The organism is Rhodococcus sp. Eu-32, assembly GCF_003336925.1.
GTDB classification, from domain to species: domain Bacteria; phylum Actinomycetota; class Actinomycetes; order Mycobacteriales; family Mycobacteriaceae; genus Rhodococcoides; species Rhodococcoides kyotonensis_B.
On record NZ_QGNK01000001.1, the window covers coordinates 182,499 to 200,035 of the forward strand.

General features: G+C 65.8%; 19 protein-coding genes. 9 read left to right on the plus strand and 10 right to left on the minus strand.

The features are described 5' to 3' along the window. The first annotated feature begins 6 nt into the window (after positions 1 to 6). Together DK926_RS00910 and DK926_RS00915 are read left to right on the plus strand one after the other, a co-directional pair. A complete protein-coding gene (locus DK926_RS00910; RefSeq protein ID WP_114328008.1) occupies positions 7 to 1,485 on the plus strand; it encodes a M28 family peptidase in 1,479 nt (492 codons plus the stop codon). A 32-nt stretch (positions 1,486 to 1,517) separates the two neighbouring features. Continuing rightward, the gene (locus DK926_RS00915) at positions 1,518 to 2,324 is read left to right on the plus strand and encodes an adenylate/guanylate cyclase domain-containing protein (protein ID WP_068422074.1); all 807 of its coding nucleotides are present in this window, start codon (positions 1,518 to 1,520) and stop codon (positions 2,322 to 2,324) included. Here the strand turns inward: DK926_RS00915 and thiD are convergent. Then, on the minus strand, positions 2,286 to 3,140 hold the full coding sequence (gene thiD / locus DK926_RS00920; protein ID WP_068422075.1) for a bifunctional hydroxymethylpyrimidine kinase/phosphomethylpyrimidine kinase: 855 nt from the start codon (positions 3,138 to 3,140) through the stop codon (positions 2,286 to 2,288). The two genes, DK926_RS00915 and thiD, sit on opposite strands and share 39 nt — an antisense overlap. A gap of 267 nt (positions 3,141 to 3,407) precedes the next feature. On the opposite strand from thiD, the gene DK926_RS00925 reads away from it, so the two are divergent. Both DK926_RS00925 and DK926_RS00930 read left to right on the plus strand, forming a co-directional pair. Next, a complete protein-coding gene (locus DK926_RS00925) occupies positions 3,408 to 3,740 on the plus strand; it encodes a GNAT family N-acetyltransferase (RefSeq protein ID WP_068422076.1) in 333 nt (110 codons plus the stop codon). A gap of 74 nt (positions 3,741 to 3,814) precedes the next feature. Beyond that, the gene (locus DK926_RS00930; protein ID WP_068422078.1) at positions 3,815 to 4,138 is read left to right on the plus strand and encodes a GNAT family N-acetyltransferase; all 324 of its coding nucleotides are present in this window, start codon (positions 3,815 to 3,817) and stop codon (positions 4,136 to 4,138) included. An 88-nt stretch (positions 4,139 to 4,226) separates the two neighbouring features. Here the strand turns inward: DK926_RS00930 and DK926_RS00935 are convergent, their stop codons facing one another. The 3 genes from DK926_RS00935 to DK926_RS00945 all read right to left on the minus strand — a co-directional run bounded on the left by DK926_RS00935 (position 4,227) and on the right by DK926_RS00945 (position 6,636). Further along, the gene (locus DK926_RS00935; protein ID WP_114328612.1) at positions 4,227 to 5,027 is read right to left on the minus strand and encodes an exodeoxyribonuclease III; all 801 of its coding nucleotides are present in this window, start codon (positions 5,025 to 5,027) and stop codon (positions 4,227 to 4,229) included. An 81-nt stretch (positions 5,028 to 5,108) separates the two neighbouring features. Beyond that, a complete protein-coding gene (locus DK926_RS00940; RefSeq protein ID WP_114328010.1) occupies positions 5,109 to 6,041 on the minus strand; it encodes a GNAT family N-acetyltransferase in 933 nt (310 codons plus the stop codon). Positions 6,042 to 6,045: 4 nt separating this feature from the next. Beyond that, complete coding sequence (locus DK926_RS00945) at positions 6,046 to 6,636, minus strand: peptide deformylase (protein WP_068422291.1); 591 nt, start codon at positions 6,634 to 6,636, stop codon at positions 6,046 to 6,048. A gap of 212 nt (positions 6,637 to 6,848) precedes the next feature. Here DK926_RS00945 and DK926_RS00950 point away from each other — a divergent pair, with 212 nt between their 5' ends. From DK926_RS00950 to DK926_RS00970, 5 genes are all read left to right on the plus strand, one after another. After that, positions 6,849 to 7,178: a DUF3263 domain-containing protein gene (locus tag DK926_RS00950; protein ID WP_068422084.1), complete on the plus strand. Its 330-nt coding sequence runs from the start codon at positions 6,849 to 6,851 to the stop codon at positions 7,176 to 7,178. A 42-nt stretch (positions 7,179 to 7,220) separates the two neighbouring features. Beyond that, on the plus strand, positions 7,221 to 7,703 hold the full coding sequence (locus DK926_RS00955) for a LytR C-terminal domain-containing protein (protein ID WP_243636575.1): 483 nt from the start codon (positions 7,221 to 7,223) through the stop codon (positions 7,701 to 7,703). Between the two features lie 88 nt (positions 7,704 to 7,791). Beyond that, positions 7,792 to 8,484, plus strand: coding sequence for a superoxide dismutase family protein (locus DK926_RS00960; protein ID WP_068422090.1), 693 nt, complete (start codon positions 7,792 to 7,794; stop codon positions 8,482 to 8,484). 15 nt (positions 8,485 to 8,499) lie between these two features. Continuing rightward, positions 8,500 to 9,639 (plus strand): glutamate--cysteine ligase, encoded by a 1,140-nt coding sequence (locus tag DK926_RS00965; protein ID WP_207890705.1) that lies wholly within the window; start codon positions 8,500 to 8,502, stop codon positions 9,637 to 9,639. 86 nt (positions 9,640 to 9,725) lie between these two features. Further along, on the plus strand, positions 9,726 to 10,982 hold the full coding sequence (locus DK926_RS00970) for a phosphatase PAP2 family protein (protein ID WP_243636612.1): 1,257 nt from the start codon (positions 9,726 to 9,728) through the stop codon (positions 10,980 to 10,982). Here the strand turns inward: DK926_RS00970 and mnhG are convergent. From mnhG to DK926_RS01000, 6 genes are read right to left on the minus strand one after another with little or no spacing between them, the layout of a single operon-like run. Further along, positions 10,979 to 11,314, minus strand: a complete 336-nt coding sequence (gene mnhG, locus DK926_RS00975; protein WP_114328016.1) for a monovalent cation/H(+) antiporter subunit G — start codon at positions 11,312 to 11,314, stop codon at positions 10,979 to 10,981. The two genes, DK926_RS00970 and mnhG, sit on opposite strands and share 4 nt — an antisense overlap. Further along, positions 11,311 to 11,568, minus strand: coding sequence for a monovalent cation/H+ antiporter complex subunit F (locus DK926_RS00980; protein WP_068422099.1), 258 nt, complete (start codon positions 11,566 to 11,568; stop codon positions 11,311 to 11,313). Before DK926_RS00980 ends, mnhG begins: the two co-directional genes overlap by 4 nt. Beyond that, a complete protein-coding gene (locus DK926_RS00985; RefSeq protein ID WP_114328017.1) occupies positions 11,565 to 12,209 on the minus strand; it encodes a Na+/H+ antiporter subunit E in 645 nt (214 codons plus the stop codon). Before DK926_RS00985 ends, DK926_RS00980 begins: the two co-directional genes overlap by 4 nt. Next, positions 12,206 to 13,846 (minus strand): Na+/H+ antiporter subunit D, encoded by a 1,641-nt coding sequence (locus tag DK926_RS00990; RefSeq protein WP_114328019.1) that lies wholly within the window; start codon positions 13,844 to 13,846, stop codon positions 12,206 to 12,208. The genes DK926_RS00985 and DK926_RS00990 overlap by 4 nt, the downstream gene beginning before the upstream one ends. Further along, a complete protein-coding gene (locus DK926_RS00995) occupies positions 13,843 to 14,484 on the minus strand; it encodes a Na(+)/H(+) antiporter subunit C (protein WP_114328021.1) in 642 nt (213 codons plus the stop codon). Before DK926_RS00995 ends, DK926_RS00990 begins: the two co-directional genes overlap by 4 nt. Continuing rightward, entirely contained in the window at positions 14,481 to 17,324 is a 2,844-nt protein-coding gene (locus DK926_RS01000) for a Na+/H+ antiporter subunit A (protein WP_068422110.1), read from the minus strand. Before DK926_RS01000 ends, DK926_RS00995 begins: the two co-directional genes overlap by 4 nt. Positions 17,325 to 17,537: the final 213 nt, after the last annotated feature.

Below are 17,537 nucleotides of genomic sequence, written 5' to 3' on the forward strand. Positions count from 1 at the left end.
GCATCCATGCAGCGGATGACCCTTCTCGCAAGCGTCGCAGTCGGAGCGCTCGTACTGGCCGGTTGTTCGTCCTCCTCGGGGGACGAGCCACCGGCCAGTTCTGCACCCACCCCGGTCGCGACGCCGGACGGTCCAGGTCTGGCCGACGCCGTCACCGGCGACGCAGTGGTGGGGCACCTCGAACAGCTCGAACGAATTGCCGTCGACAACAACGGGAATCGAGCCGCGGGCACGCCGGGTTACGACGCGAGCGTCGACTACGTCGTCGACCAGTTGGAATCCGCTGGATTCGAGGTGGAGACACCGGAATTCGAGTTCGACCAATTCGAGGCGACGACGCAGACCCTGTCGGCAGGCGGGCAGGAGATCCCGGTGAGCGCGTTGCAGTACTCACCCTCGACGCCGGACGGCGGTGTGACGGCCCGAGTCGTCGCTGCACCCAAGGACGACTCACCCGGTTGCGAGGCAACGGATTACGACGGACTCGATCCCAAGGGCGCCGTCGTCGTGGTCGATCGTGGCGTCTGTCCGTTCGGCCAGAAGCAGACTGTCGCAGCCGATCTCGGTGCGTCGGCGATCGTCGTGGTCAACAACGAGCCGGGCCCGCTCGACGGCGCGACGCTCGGCGGTTCGGACATCGCGCGCATCCCTGCCGGCGGCGTCGGGCAGGAGGACGGCGCGGCGGTCGCGTCGGCACCCGAGTTGACGTTGACGCTCGACACCGAGACGACCACGACCAAGAGCCGCAACATCATTGCGCAGACGAAGACCGGGGACACGGCGAACGTCGTCGTCGCGGGAGCGCACCTCGACAGCGTGCCGGAAGGCCCCGGCATCAACGACAACGGATCCGGAACCGCTGCGGTTCTCGAGACGGCGCTGCGGATGGGCAGCGAACCCGACGTCACCAACGCCGTGCGATTCACGTTCTGGGGCGCGGAAGAACTGGGTCTCGTCGGATCCACGAAGTACGTCGAGGGTCTCAGCGACGAGGACAAGCAGAACATCGCGCTGTACCTCAACTTCGACATGATCGGCTCGCACAACGCCGGCTACCTCGCCTACGACGGTGACGACTCGGACCAGGTCGGCGCGCCCGCCGGACCACCCGGATCCGACGCCATCGAGCGGGTCTTCCTGCAGCGTCTCGAGCAGGAGGGCATCGCCGCCGACGGCACCGACTTCGACGGCCGATCCGATTACGGCCCGTTCATCGAGGTCGGCATTCCGGCAGGCGGAGTGTTCAGCGGCGCGGACGAGAAGAAGACTCCGGAGCAGGCCGCGAAGTGGGGCGGTACGGCCGACGAGACGTTCGACCAGAACTACCACACCGCCGAGGACACCCTCGTTAACGTCGATCGCGCTGCGCTCGCCGAGAACGCGTCCGCAGTGGCGTTCGGCATCGGCACCTACGCCCAATCCGTCGAGGGCCCGGACGGCGTTCCCGTCGGTGCCGCACGCACGGAGGCGCGTTCGGGGGAGTGAAGTACATGTGACCGTCGGTTACGCTCGAATCCGTGCCTTCGTACTGGACGTCGACGATCGACCGGGTTCGCGCGGTCGATCGCAGTCCTGTGATCGTCGACGCGGTGCGACGAATCCGGAACGTGCTGCCCGGAGACCCGTCGTTCGGGGACCCGCTGTCGATGGCGGGTCCGGGCTCGGCGCTCGCCGTTGCACGCGTCGCCGATCGGTTTCTGGACGACGAGCCCGGTGCATCCCGTGAGGTCGGGCTCGGTGCGCTTCAGCTGTGGCAGGCTCTCCTCGAACGAGCAGGTCGAGGTCGCGGGGAGCACGACGTCACCATCGTGTTCACCGACCTCGTCGGGTTCTCGTCGTGGTCGCTCGTCGCAGGAGACAGCGACACGCTGACGCTGTTGCGGCAGGTGTCGAAGGCGATCGAGCCGGCGATCGAAACCCATCAGGGCCGCGTCGTGAAGCGGATGGGCGATGGCTTGATGGCCGTCTTCTACCGACCCGAGAAAGCGCTGTACGCCGTCGCGGCTGCTCGGAGGGCGCTGACCTACGTCGACGTCGACGGCTACACACCGATCATGCGGGCAGGCATTCACACCGGAAATCCGCGGCAGATCGGATCGGACTGGCTCGGCGTCGACGTCACGATCGCCTCCCGCGTCATGGAGACCGGCGGCAACGGCAATCTGATGATCTCGCAGCGATCGCTCGACAGCATGCCGCCCGGCACGCTCGACGACCTCGGCCTGACCGCGCGGCCCTACCGTCGCGGATTCTTCGCGCCGAAGCTGAACGGCGTACCCGAGGACCTACGAATCCTGCGACTCGTGCAGACGCCAGAGCGGTGACACCGGGCCGTGGCCCGCGCCCAGGTCGTACGACGCGGCCAGGCAGCGGGTGACCCACTCCTTGCCGAACGCGACGGCGTCGGGAATCGAGTAACCGTTGGCCAGCGCGCTCGCGATCGCCGCAGCGAGAGTGTCGCCGCCACCGTGATCGTTTCCGGTGTCGATGCGCGGGCTCGTGAACTCGAGGAACTCGTTGCCGTCGAACAAGATGTCGGTGCTCTGCTCGGACGTGCGCAGATGTCCACCCTTCACGAGGGCATACCGCGCACCCAGCGCATGCAAGGCCTCCGCCGCACGATGGGCCGATGCGTCGTCGACCACCTCGATGCCGGTGATCAATCGGACCTCGTCGAGGTTGGGCGTCACGATGGTCGCGATCGGGAAGAGGGTGTGCCGAACGGCGTCGAGAGCTTCCTCGTGGAGTAGGGGGTCGCCGTGCATCGACGCGCACACCGGGTCGACGACGAGCGGGATCGAGCCGGCGTTGCCGATGCCGACCTCGGTGCACGTCGCGGTCACTGCTTCGATGATGGCCGACGACGCCAGCATTCCCGTCTTCGCAGCGCCGACGCCGATGTCGCCCACGACGGTCCGGATCTGATCGGCGACGACCGTCGGAGGAATCTCGTGGAACCCGCTGACGCCGACCGTGTTCTGCACCGTCACCGCGGCGACGGCGACGCACGCATGGACGCCGCACATGGCCATCGTGCGGCTGTCCGCCTGGATTCCCGCGCCTCCGCCCGAGTCCGTTCCAGCGATCGTGAGCGCGCGGACGGGCGTCGCGCCGTGGGGGGTCAGCGGTAGGAACTTCACGAGTGAAAACAGTACCGGCCGCGGTCTCAACGTCTACGACAGATGCATGCGTCGGCATGAATGTTGTTGCATCACAATGCCGATGGTGAACCGCTATGAGCGTTACCAGCCCGAACGTTGCATCTATGTTGCGGACCTACGGCACCGAAGGTTTGTTCCTACAAACGGGTGACAAGGCACCCGCTGCACTGTTTAATAGTGGTGCAGGTCACATATTGGTTACGACGAATTCAACACACACATCACCCTCGGTAAAGGAGGTGACCCGTGCTTGCGAGCAGTCCCAGCGCTGACGTTTCCATAAACAGGGATCAAAACCGTTTCGAACTCAGGCTCAACGGCGATCTGGTAGGGATCGTCGGCTTCTACGAGTTCGAAGGTCCGGCAAAGCGCGGTTCTCGCGCGTGTGTCGTCTCGTTCATGCATACCGTCGTCACGGAAGATTTCGGGCATCAGGGTCTCGCCGCGATCCTCGTGCGTCGTTCGCTCGACAACGCGCGGTCCTACGGCTGGAAGGTGAAGCCGGTCTGTACGTACGTGCAGCGATTCGTCTCGGCGAACCCCGAGTACTCCGACCTCATGGTTCCTGTCGACAAGTAACGGTTGCGACTCGGCGTGGCGTCGAATCGCTCCGTCCGGTCGACGAGATGTCGAGCTACTGGTCTAGTAGTGACATGGATCACATGGACTTGACGTCGCAGGCGGCCGTCGCCGCGGCAGTGCGTATCGAGGACAACTGCGCGCACAACCGTTTCGATCTGTTCGTCGGCGACGAGCTGGTCGGCATCCTCGGGTACCGCGACGCGGACGACGATGCGGTGGCGTTCATGCACACCGTCGTCAAAGAGGAGTTCGGCGACCGCGGCTGGGCAGGCGTTCTCGTACGCGGCGCGCTGAACACTGCGCGAGACCGCGGATGGCGGATAGTCCCCATCTGCACGTACGTCCGCCGCTACCTCGCGCGGAATCCGGAGTTCCTGGATCTCGTGGCCGAATGATCTGAGATTGGCTGCTTCCGGACCGAGGGTGACATTCGGTCACGTGGAGTGACTCAGGGGCGCCCTCGGTCCGTTCGGCGCCGACGCGTCAGGAGATGTCGACGACGACCGGCGCGTGATCGCTGGCGCCCTTGCCCTTGCGTTCCTCGCGGTCGATGAAGGCGCCACTGACGCGAGCCGCGAGCGCAGGCGAGGTCAACGCCATGTCGATGCGCAGCCCCTGCTTCTTCGGGAACCGCAGCTGCGTGTAGTCCCAATAGGTGAAGGTCTTCGGTTCGGGCGTGAATTGCCGCGTGACTTCGGTGAACCCGGCTTCGGTGAATGCCTCGAAGGCGTCGCGCTCGGCCTGTGACGTGTGCGTCTTGCCCTCGAACAGAGCCGGATCCCAGACGTCGTCGTCGGTGGGCGCGATGTTCCAGTCACCGACGAGAGCAATCTGCGCCTGAGGATCCGCGGTGACCCAGGCCTGGGCGTCGGCGCGCAGTTTGGCCAGCCACTCGAGCTTGTAGGTGTAGTGCGGGTCGGCGAGCTCGCGACCGTTGGGGACGTAGAGGCTCCACACCTGAACGCCGCCACACGTGGCCCCGATGGCACGTGCCTCGACGACTGCCTCGACCTCGGGATCCTTGCTGAAACCGGGCTGATCCTCGAAGCCGATCCGCACGTCGTCGAGACCGATGCGCGAGCAGATCGCGACGCCGTTCCACTGGCTGAGCCCGACGTGCGCGACCTCGTAGCCGATCTCGGAGAACCGCTCGTACGGGAACTGCGCGTCCTTGCACTTGGTTTCCTGCATCGCCAACACGTCGACGTCGGACCGGCCGAGCCAGTCGACGATCCGATCCTGTCGAGAGCGGACGGAGTTCACGTTCCAGGTAGCCAATCGCACGGCCGTCACCTTAGGCGCTCGCACCCGTGCGTGCGAATGTGCAGCGCCCTCTGGTCGCTCCGCTGGCTACGCTCCTACCCGCTATACATTCGCACGCACGGGTGGCGCAGCCGCATACCGATACCGATGATGCTCAAGGAATCCGAGTCCCTGGTACATCGCGATCGCACCGGTGTTCTCGGCGGAAACCTGCAGGTAGGCGTGCGTGGCACCTTGGTCGCGCCCCCACGCTACGAGCTCGCCGCACATCCGCGTCCCGAGCCCGTTGCGTCGATGCGCGGGCGCGACCTCGACGGCCGTCAGACCGACCCAGCGCCTGCCGTCGGGAGCATCCGTCACCGCGGCCCGCCCGATGGCGAGCATCGTGCTCGCCGCCGAGCCGATACGGCCGAAGCCGAGCACGCCGTCCCGCACCGACGAGATGACGTCGAGTGCGCGGCTCGGAAGCCGGCGGCCGCGGTACCGATACAACCCGAGCCAGTCCTCGTCGGGAGCATCCGCGATCACCGACACCGAGTCGGTGGGAAGCGGCACCTGCGAGATGTCGGCCGCCATGACGAGCGTCTCGTCGCGCGTCGACCATCCCGGCGGCACCGCGCCGAGCCGGTCCGGGAGCAGCAGCGTCGGAGGCAGCAGGCGGGCGTGGAACCACTGCACTATCCGAGAAAGCGATTCCATCGACGCCGACGGTTCGACCGGTACCGCCGAGTTCGCCCGGCCCGTGAAACCGTGCCCGGCCCGCAGCAGCCATCCGTCGATCCATGCCTGTTCGACGCCCGGCCACCCGTCGGCTGCGGCCCGCTCGAGCCCCCTGATCTCCGACGTCCGAATCGGTCGAGGGCCCAGCTCCTTCAACGCGACGACGCGGTCAGGCGTCACCCGCACGACCCGGCCGTCCGACGCCCGTACCGCGACGACGGATTCGTCGTGCTCCACGAGTTCACCGATGACGTCCGTCATCGGGTGGCTCTGTCCGGACGGCAGCAGGTAGCGCAGCGCGACCCGTGGACCCACGGGGTCAGTCCTCGTGGCCGAAGGGGTCCTCGACGGTTCCCGGAACCCACGACAGACCCGGCTTGCCCCAGCCGGCGCGTTTGATCGCCTTCTTCGCCGCGCGTGCGTTGCGGCCGATGAGCACGTCGACGTACAGGAATCCGTCCAGGTGGCCGACCTCGTGCTGCAGCATCCGCGCGAAGAAGCCGGTGCCTTCGATGTCGACGGGGTCGCCCTTGGCGTCGGTGCCCGTGACCCGTGCCCAGTCGGCGCGACCCGTCGGGAACTGCTCGCCGGGAACCGAGAGGCAGCCCTCGTCGTCGTCCTCGGGATCGGGCATCGTCTCGGGAATGGCCGACGTCTCCAGCACCGGGTTGACGACCTCACCCTTCCGGCGGATCATCTTCCCGTCCGGGCCCTGGTCGGGGCAGTCGTAGATGAACAGTCTCAGCGGTACGCCGACCTGGTTCGCGGCAAGCCCGACTCCGTTCGCGGCGTCGAGCGTCTCGTACATGTCCGCGAAGAGTTCGGCGAGTTCGGCGGGAGTCTTGGTGACCTTTTCGGTCGGGGTGTGCAGCACCGGGTCGCCGACGATCCGGATGGGGAGAATTGCCATGTTGACCAACAATAGTGGCGGGCCGGTCGTGACCGTGCACGCGGTGAACCGGGTACGACGCGCCGCGCGTGCGCCGCGCGCACGGTAGGCGGTGCTCAGCGTGGTTGAATGATCGCGAACCACACGTGTGTAATTCGTGCGGGTCGAGTGGGCCGGGATGTTCGGCCGCGAAACGACTCCGCAGATGCGGGTCCGAGAAGTCGAGGAGTGAGATGGACGGCGCTGCAGCGCGTGACTCGAACCAGTCTCAGCAGTCCGGCGATGCGAAGAACCCCAACGAGGTGGGCGACGACGGCCTTACCCGTCGCGAGCACGACATCCTGTCCTTCGAGCGTCAGTGGTGGAAGTACGCGGGCGCGAAGGAAGACGCCATCAAGGAACTGTTCTCGATGTCCGCCACCCGCTACTACCAGGTGCTGAACGCGCTCGTCGATCGTCCGGAAGCTCTTGCCGCGGATCCGATGTTGGTCAAGCGACTCCGTCGTCTGCGGGCAAGTAGGCAGAAGGCCCGCGCGGCTCGCAGGCTCGGCTTCGAGATCTGACGTGCGTAGGCCCGCGATTGCTATCAACTAGTGTCTTCGGGTGTGAGCAGTCCTAACCCGGAATCGTCCGGTCCTCCGCTCCGCGCTCTGGCAATGGTGTTGATCTCGCTCGCGATTCTGTTCGCGGCAATCGGTGCACTGTCTTTGACCGGTTCGGACGACAGCGAAGACACAGCGTCCGAACCGACGACCAGCGAGCAGGCCGCGGCCCCCACGTCGGCGGCGGCGCCCGCCCCCACGTCGGTGGACCCGGCCGACGTCGACGTGCGAGTGCTCAACAACAGCGACGTGTCCGGCCTGGCGGCCGACACCGCAGCAACCCTGACGTCCGACGGCTGGACCATTGCCGAAACCGGCAACTACGCCGCCTCTCAGATCCCCTCGACGACGGTCTACTACGGAACCGGCCCCGGCGAGCAGGCTGCGGCTCAACAGATCGCCCAGCAACTCGGCGCAACCACGCAAGCACGCCCGGCGACACTCAGCGAATTCGGCGACGGCGTGATCGTCATGGTGACGCAGTAACAGCTGACAACCCGTGGTCGGTTACTACTACGGGGCATAGTTAAGATCGACGCAACCGTAACGCCGGCCCCACGAAGGAGCTTCTCCCATGGCACCGACAAGTACAGCTCGATCGAAGATGCGCTCCTGGCGTTTCGCTACCCCGATCGTCGCTGTCGCGGCATTCGGCCTGACTGCCTGCAGCGCCCCCGAGACGCCCTCCGACGTTCCGGGAACCACTCCTCCGGTATGGACCGGACACGAGGATCCGAGCGGACACGGCGTCGCTGCCGACAATCCGGAGAGCACCGTCGAAGCCGAGTTCGAGAACGCGTCGGGCACCACGGTCGGCACGGTGTCCTTCGTCGAGGAGGGCGACCATCTGGTCGTCACCGTCGAAGCCGAGAACATGACGCCGGGCTTCCACGGCCTGCACATCCACACCGTCGGCAAGTGCGAGCCGAACTCGACCGCTCCGACAGGCGGAGAGCCGGGCAACTTCCTGTCCGCCGGCGGTCACCTTCAGGTCGACGGCCGCACCGAGCACCCCGCGAGCGGTGACCTGACGTCGCTGCAGATCGGACAGGACGGAACCGGCACCCTGGTCACGACGACCGACGCCGTCACGCTCGACGACCTGCGTGCCGACGGTGGCCGCGCGGTCATCATCCACGAAGGTGCCGACAACTTCGCGAACATTCCGACCCGCTACACGCTGCCCGACGGCGCTGCGGTTCCCGACATGAACACGTTGATGACCGGTGACGCCGGCGGCCGCGCCGCCTGCGCAGTTCTGCAGTAGGTGAACTCTCCGAGCGTGCCGGGCGCACCACCTGCGATTCCGTTCAACAGCTCGGCACGCCCCACTCTCGGAGTCGAGTGGGAAATAGCGTTGGTGGACAAGGACTCTCTGGACCTGGTCAACTCGGCGGCCGCCGTCATGGACGGTGTCACCGAGCTGGCCGGGGCCGAGACGCCTCGAGTCACGAAGGAATTGCTGCGCAACACAGTCGAACTCGTCACCGGGGTGTGTGACAACGTCGGCGAAGCGATGGGCGATCTGGACGAGTCGCTGAATCTCGTTCGGAGAGCGGCAGATCCGCTGGGTATCGATCTGGTCTGCGCGGGGACGCACCCGTTCGCCGAATGGTCGACCCAGGTGCTGACGCGATCGCCGAGTTACGACGAGCTGATCGCACGTACCCAGTGGTGGGGTCGGCAGATGCTCATCTGGGGTGTGCACGTCCACGTCGGTGTGTCGTCTCCGCACAAGGTCTTCCCGATTCTCAATTCGCTGCTGCTGCAGTATCCCCACCTGTTGGCGCTGTCCGCGTCGTCGCCGATCTGGGCGGGTTCGGACACCGGATACGCGAGCAACAGGGCGCTGATGTTCCAGCAGCTGCCGACGGCCGGTCTGCCGTTCCAGTTCGAGAACTGGGGTCAGTTCGAAGGCTTCGTACGGGACCAGATGAAGACCGGCGTCATCGAACAGCTCGGTGGCATGCACTGGGACATTCGCCCGGCGCCGAAATGGGGAACCATCGAGGTCAGGGTCTGTGACGGTGTGTCCACCAGGCGCGAGCTGGCCGCTCTCGTCGCGCTGACGCACTGCCTGATCGTCGACCTCGACACCAGACTCGAAGCGGGAGAAGACCTTCCGAGCATCCCGCCGTGGCACGTGCAGGAGAACAAGTGGCGTGCGGCCCGATACGGGCTCGACGCCGAGATCATTCTCGACGCCGACAGCAACGAGCGACTGGTCACCGACGATCTGAACGACCTTCTCGACAAGTTGGCGCCGACGGCCAAGCGCCTGGGGTGCGCCGACGAGCTGGCGTCGGTAGCCGACATTCCCCGTCTCGGCGCGTCGTACCAACGGCAGCGACGCGTCGCGTCGGACGCGGGCGGGGATCTGAAGTCCGTCGTCCGGTCGCTGGTCACGGACCTGAACGCCTGACGGTTTCGATGTAATCCGCCGTTCACCGACCGTTTACTATGAACGGCGTGCTCCAGGGAGAAGAGCGCGCCCTCACGGGCTCGCAGATGTCGGGGTCCCTGCGTCCCTTCGCGATCGGTGCTGCCGTCGTCGCGGTGTCGTTGTTGTCGCTGCAACTCGTGGCGTCGCGCTACGGTTTTTCCGGTCCATTGCCGAGCATCGTGAACGACTTCGTCGGCACTCCCAAATCGATGGCGGTCCCGTGGGGCGGGCTCGCTCTCGCGTTGGTCGGGGTCGCGGCTCGCGTCCGCGTCTGGGCGTTGGCGAGCGCGGTGGCCATCGATCTCGTCGGGGTCGTCGTACGACTCGACGCGGGACTGCCGTTCTCGGTCGGCAACGGTGCCGTCATCGTGCTCACCGGTCTCGCGCTGTACGCCGTCGCACGTCGTGATCCGCGCGGACTGAAAGCTGCGTGCCTCGGGGGTCTGCTGATCCTGGCGACCAAGATCGGCGACGTGTGGCTGCAGATCACGACGATCGTGCGACCCTACGTTCTCGACGAATACGCCCAGCTCGCCGATCACGCGCTCGGCAACCCGTCGTGGCTCGTAGGAAGCGCACTCGCCGAGCTCGGACCCGGCGTCTACGCGGTGCTGCACTGGGTCTACATCCAGCTGCCCGTCGCCGCCATTGCGATCGCGATCTACCAGCTCCGGGGCGTGACCACCGGGGCGTGGCCGTCGCACTATCTGGTTCGCACGTTCCTGCTGATCGGCATCGTCGGCCCGATCTTCTACATTCTGTTTCCCGTGGTCGGTCCGGTGTTCGCGTTCGGCCCGGATGGCGACGGCTTCCAACTCGGCAACTTCTGGCCGACGGTCGTGCCCTTCGACGGCACCCCGTCGGCCATCGGATTCGACGGCGAGACGCCGCGCAACTGCATGCCGAGCCTGCACACCGCATGGGCACTCGCGCTCTTCGTGCATTCCCGACGCGGCCCGTGGTGGTTGCGGCTCGGTGGAAGCGCATGGCTCGTCTGCACCCTCGCGGCGACGCTCGGATTCGGCTACCACTACGGCGTCGACCTCGTTGCAGGCGTCGTACTGTGTCTGACGCTCGAGTCGATCCTGCGCGACCCGGAACGTGGATGGGACCGCGCTCGGGTGCGGATCGTTGCGTTCGGGACGACGATCATGGTCGTGCTTCTGCTGAGCTACCGCTACCTGGCCGTGCAGTTCGGCAACTATCCCGAGCTGTTCGGTCCGCTGATCCTCGTGCTGATGGGCGCCGTCGTCGGCATGTTCTACGCGACGTTCTTCGCCGCCGGTGGGAACGACGCTGGCCACGTGGGGCGGCCGGCCTAGTCTCCGTCCGACTCCATCTCGTTGACGATGAGCAGCCCGTCGCGTCCGCGCTGTTCTCGATAGGCGACACGGCCGACGACGTGCGCGATGACAGGTGCGGTCACGAGAGTGAAGATGCCGACGAGCACGAGCATCCAGATGTCGACGTTGCCCCGCAGTTCGATGACGGCACCCGCCAGCACGAGCAGTAGGCCGACGACCTGAGGCTTGGTCGCCGCGTGCATGCGCGACAGTGTGTCCGGGAAACGGACGATGCCGACTGCAGCGGTGAACGCGAGCGTCGCGCCGAGCAGAATCAGGATCGCCGAGATCACTTCCAACAGCGTGTTCATTCGTCCCTCACCCGGAATCGTGCGACGCTGACCGAGCCGATGAAGCTGACCAGCGACAGTGCGACGATCGAGGGGACGATCGTCGTGTCCTTGCTGTACACCGACCACACCGCGAGTCCGCACATCGACACCGCGAGGATGGTGTCCATCGCGACGAGTCGGTCGAGGGTGCTCGGGCCGTCGAGCAGGCGGTACGCCGTGACGACGGCGGCCGCGACCAGCAGGATGCCGGCGATGGCGAGAACGATCGTCACGACCAGTTCCCCTTTCGCTCGTCGTCGGTCTTCTTGTCGTCTCGGCCTTCGCGGTACGTCGTCACGTCGTCGCCGAGAACGCCGTGGTAGCGCTCGTACTCCTGGAAGTGCAGCGGACTCGGCTTCCAGTCGGAGTCACGCTCGAAACCGGCGATGAAGAGTTTCTCCAGATGTCGTACGTACGCGTAGAACGAGTCGACGGCCTTCTGGCTGCCCATGTCGAGGACGTGCACGTACAGCAACCTGCGGGTCTGGTCGATCTCGAGCACCATCGTTCCCGGCACCAGATTCATCGCGTCGACGAACAGTGTCAGCACGAGGTCCGACTTGATAGCGATACGGCACCGCAGCACGCCGGTGACCGGGGGCGGTTTCGGCCGCACCGCGAGCCATGCGACGTTCACACTCGACTCGGCGGCGTAGTAGAAGAACCACGCGGTGAGTTTGATCAGGGACCACACGTGGACGCGACCCTCGACCGGAACCTTCGGCAGCGGCAGCAGCACCATGATGAGGACTCCGACGGCGATGCCGCCGAGGATGTTCGCGGGACTGACGTTGCCCCACAACAACACCCAGACGGCCGTAAGCCACGCGAGGATCCACAGTCGAAGCAGTACGAAGCGGTTGAGGAATGTCATCGGCCTGCCTCTTCTCCCGCGACCTGATCCATCGTCTTGTCCCCGAGGAACTCGGCGCCACGGACCGCGTCGATGTACACCGAGCGATCGCGTAGGTCCGCGGCAGCGCGGTCGCTGATGTCGATGATCCGGCCTGCGAACACCGTCAGCGCGAGGCCGACGATCACCAGACCGATCGTCGGAATGAGCATGAACGCGGGCATGCGGCCGACGTCCTCGCGGTCGGCGAGCTGGATGTCGCTCGAGTCGTCGAGCAGCGCCGACGGGCTGTTGTCCGCGAGGTCTCCTTCCGGAGCATCTGCGCGCGCACGCCAGAACGCCTTCGTCCAGACGCGGGCCATGACGTACAGCGTCAGGAGGCTCGTCACCGTGCCGCCCGCGACGAGGATCCACGCCAGCGCACTGCCCTGAGCGCTACCGGCCTGCAGCAGGGCGACCTTTCCGATGAAGCCCGAGAACGGCGGGATCCCACCGAGATTCAGTGCCGGAATCAGGAAGATGATCGCGAGAACCGGGCTCGCAGCGGCGAGTCCACCGAGCCGTCGCAGTGACGACGACCCGGCCTGACGTTCGATCAGTCCGACGATCAGGAACAGCGTCGTCTGCACGATGATGTGGTGGGCGACGTAGTAGATCGCGCCGGACAGACCCGACTGCGTCGACAACGCGACACCGAACACCATGTAGCCGATGTGACTGACGAGGGTGAACGACAGCAGTCGTTTGATGTCGCTCTGCGCGATCGAGCCGAAGATTCCGACGAGCATCGTCAACAGACCACACACCATGAGCACGTTGTCGAGGCTGCCGTCCGGGAAGAGCAGCGTGTGCGCGCGAATGATCGCGTACACACCCACCTTGGTGAGCAAGCCGGCGAACACCGCGGTCACCGGCGCAGGTGCCGTGGGGTAGGAGTCGGGAAGCCACGTCGACAGAGGGAAGACCGCGGCCTTGATACCGAATGCGACGAGAAGAACCGCGAAGATCGCAGTCTTCGTACCCGACGGCACGTCGTCGAGGCGGGTGGCCATGTGTGCGAGATTCAGCGTGCCCGTCGCCGCGTAGACCAGTGCGATGCCGAACAGAAAGATCAGCGACGACACCATCGACACCATGACGTAGGAGACACCGGCTCGCACGCGGTCGGCGCTCGCACCGAGAGTCAGCAACACGAACGACGCGGCCAGCAGGACTTCGAATCCGACGAACAGGTTGAAGAGGTCACCGGCGAGGAACGCGTTGCAGACGCCTGCGCTCAGTGCGAGATACGTCGGTAGGAAGATCGAAACGGGCTGGTTCTCGTTGCCGTCGCGAATACCCTGACCGATCGAGTAGACCATGACGGCCAGCAGCACGATCGCGCTGACCAGCAGCATCAACGCCGACAGACGATCGACGACGAGCGAGATGCCGATCGGCGACTCCCAGCCACCGACCTGAAGCGCGAACGTGCCGTCGCGGTCGGCCAGGAACAGCAGCAGGGCGGACACGACGACGACGGCCGTCAGTGCGACGACGGTGATGAACCGTTGTACCCGCGGACGACGACCCGCGATCAGGGTCAGTGCGGCAGCGAAGAGCGGGATGAGGACGGGTAGGGGAGTGAGGGCGGAGATGGCGCCGGCGGGGATGGTCATTTCGCGCCTCCCTTCTTCCGCTTCGTCTTCTGACCGCTGCGTTCTGCGGTTCGGTCTTCTTCTGCGCTGTCGATTCCGTCGAGGCCTTTCATCTCGGGTTCGTCGTCGTCGTCGAAGTCACCGTCGTGCAGATCCTCGTAGCATTCGAGATCCTCGAGATTCTTGAGGTCCTCGATCGGGATCGGGTTGCCGTCGGAGTCGAACGCGTCGCCGCCGAAACTCGGCTCGCCGGTGACGGGGTCGTCGGACCGGTCGCGGTCGGGCATCTCGGCCATCGACCGGCGCTTGGAGACCTTGGTGTCCTCGGGGTCGTTCTCGACGTCGTCCTTCGTGTTGAGCGTGAAGGAGCGATACGCGAGCGCCAGGACGAACGCTGCGATACCCATCGTGATGACGATTGCGGTCAGAATCATGGCCTGCGCCAAGGGATCTGCCATCGTGTCGTGAATCGACGTGGTGCGCCCGACGATCGGCGGGGTCCCCGCCGGGCCTCCCACCGTCAGCAGGAGGATGTTGATTCCGTTGCCGAACAACAGAAGTCCGAGCAGCATCTTGGTGATCGAGCGTTCGAGAAGAAGGTACACCCCCGTCGCGACGAGGATGCCGACGACGATCAGCATTCCGAGGTTCGCGGTCATCGGGCGTTCACCTGGCTCTGCATCTCCACCTGTGCGTCGAGACGTGCACCGAGACTTCGGAGTACGTCGAGTACGAGACCGACCACGATGAGGTACACGCCGAGGTCGAAGAACAGCGCGGTGACCAACTTGATGTCACCGAGCACCGGGAGCGTCAGCTCGATCGTCGCCGACGACAACGCGGGCGCGCCCAGGAACATCGACGCGATCGCGGTGCCCGACGCGAAGATCAGACCGAGGCCGAGGATCTTGCCCGCGTCGATCGGCACAGCTTCGCCGAGTTCGTACCGACCACCGGCGAGGTAACGGAGAACGAGAGCCAGACCTGCCGTCAGGCCGCCCGCGAATCCGCCTCCCGGCGCGTTGTGGCCGGAGAAGAAGAAGTACACCGACAGCACCATGATCGTCGGGAAGATCAGACGCGTCGTGACCTCGAGGATCAGCGAGCGGTGCCGCGGATCGATCAGGTCGCCGCCGAGAAGCCACGTCGTATCGGTGCCGACGCCACCGTCGGACTGCGTGGCCGGGGCGTCGGACACCCGCGGTGCGCTGCCGAAGCGACGGTTGCGGAACACGAGGCTCGCGACGCCGGTCGCGGCGACGAGGAGCACCGAGATCTCGCCGAGGGTGTCCCACGCACGAATGTCGACCAGCAGCACGTTGACGATGTTCTTACCGTCGCCGAGGTAGTAGGCCGCGTCGGGGAGTTGCAGCGAGATCGGCTCCGCGCTGCGCGCGTTCATCGCGAACGCGCCGAGAACGGTGACGGTGACGCCGACGGCGATGGCCAGCGCCGCCCGCGGGAGGCGTGAACCGGCCGAGCCACGGTCGTCGACCTCGGCGGGCAGCTTGCGCAGCACGAGCACGAAGACGACGAGCGTCAGCGTCTCGACGAGGAACTGCGTCAGCGCCAGGTCGGGTGCGCCGTGGACGGCGAAGATGACGCCGCAGCCGTACCCGGTGAGTCCGACGAGGATGACGCTGGCCAGACGGTTGCGCATCACCGTCGCGCCGAGGGCGCCGGAAATCATGATGAGCGAGACGATGACCTGCAGCGGAGTGTCGAACCAGACGAAGTTCAGACCCGGTTCGCGTCCGAACGCGAGCAGCAGCATCGGCAGCAGAACCAGCGTGAGCAGGATGGTTCCCTGCGTCAGAGGGAGCGAACCGCGCTGCGTGGTGCCGGTCAGTCGGAGCGAGATGGTGTCCATCGACTTCAGAACCGAGTCGTAGACGCGGTCGGCGTTGCCGAGTGGCGGGTGCTCGAACTTCAGGCGGTTGACCATGCGGTGCGCGATGAAGAGGGACACACCGCCGACCACGACGATGACCGTCAGACCCAGCGGCAGGTTGAATCCGTGCCACAGCGACAGGTGGTACGACGCCTGGCCGTATGCGTCGAGCGTGCGCGCGTACGGGCTGACAAGGGTGTCGACGACCGGCGAGAAGATGCCCGACACCAGACCGAGCACCGCGAGGAATGCAGGCGCCGCCATGAAGAGGGCCGTCGGCGCGTGCATGTTCTTGACGGCCGGGCTCGGGCGCTTGAGCTGCTTGCGGCCGAACGCTCCCCACACGAAGCGGATGCTGTAGGTCACGGTGAGGATGGAACCGACGACCAGGCCGGTGACGACGAGCACGCTGACGGTCGGGTTCAGAACCGGCGTCTCGATCACCGCGGACAGCGCCGCTTCCTTGCCGACGAATCCGAGGAACGGCGGCAGACCCGCCATGCTGGCGGCAGCCAGCGCGGCGATGACGGCCAACCACGGGGCCTTCTTGCCGAGGTGGGCGAGCTTACGGATGTCGCGGGTGCCGGTCGTGTGGTCGATGATGCCGACGACCATGAACAGCGTGGCCTTGAACATCGCGTGCGCGACGACCATCGTCAGACCCGCCAGCATCGCCTTCTCGGTACCGATCCCGACGAGGACCATCAGAAATCCGAGCTGACTGACGGTGCCGAACGCGAGGACCAGTTTGAGGTCGAACGCGCGCAGCGCTCGCCAGCCGGCCAGGATCATCGACAGCAGTCCGAGCGAGATGACCGTGGCGCGCCACGGCCCGGAGTCGGCGAAGCCGGGCGCCATCCGTGCGACGAGATAGATACCGGCCTTGACCATGGCCGCGGCATGCAGATAACCACTGACGGGCGTCGGTGCCGCCATCGCGCCCGGCAGCCAGAAGTGCATCGGAACGATGGCCGATTTCGACAACGCACCGATCAGGATCAGGACGATCGCGACGCCGGGCAGCCATCCCGACGGGGCGTCGGCGACGACGTCGGACAGGTTGTAGCTGCCGGCGACCTGACCCAGGACGATGATGCCGACGAGCATCGCGAGGCCACCGGCGGTGGTGACCAGGAGGGCCTGCGTCGCGGCACGGCGTGACGAGGCACGTTCGGCATAGTGGCCGACCAGCAGGAACGACAGGACGGTCGTGATTTCCCAGAAGGTGTACAGGACCAGCATGTTGTCGCTGGTGATGAGACCGAACATGGCACCGGAGAACGCGACCATCTCGGCGGCGAAGATGCCGAGGCGCGGCTCGTCGTCCTCGAAATAGCGGGCGCAGTAGAGCAGAATGAGCGCGCCGATCCCGAGGACAAGCACCGACATGATCGCGGCCAGTGAGTCGAAGCGCATGTCGACGTTCATCGACAGGCCGGGGGCCCACTCGATGCTGAGGAACTGTTCGGTGTTCCAGTTCGCGACGACCCAGACCAGACTGACGAGCGGAACGAGCGCGAGTGGGAAGAATGCGTTACGGCCCCACCAGCGAACCAGAAGCGGAGCGAGCACGGCCGCGACCGTGTGCGCAATCAAAATAGCGAGCAAAAAGGTACTCCGTCGTCTCGGGTCGCGTCACCCTCGGCGGGTGACGCGGTGGTCGTTGGGCGGCGTCGAGTAGGCGAACAAAACGAGAAATCAAGCTCGCGAGCCGTGTGCTCGGCCGGCGAGTATGGGTTGGCTCCCATATTACTTTGCGTGGCCGCGCGGCTCTCGACTGGTGCAAAAAGGACAGACCTGTTGACGGCGAGGGCGTCGGCG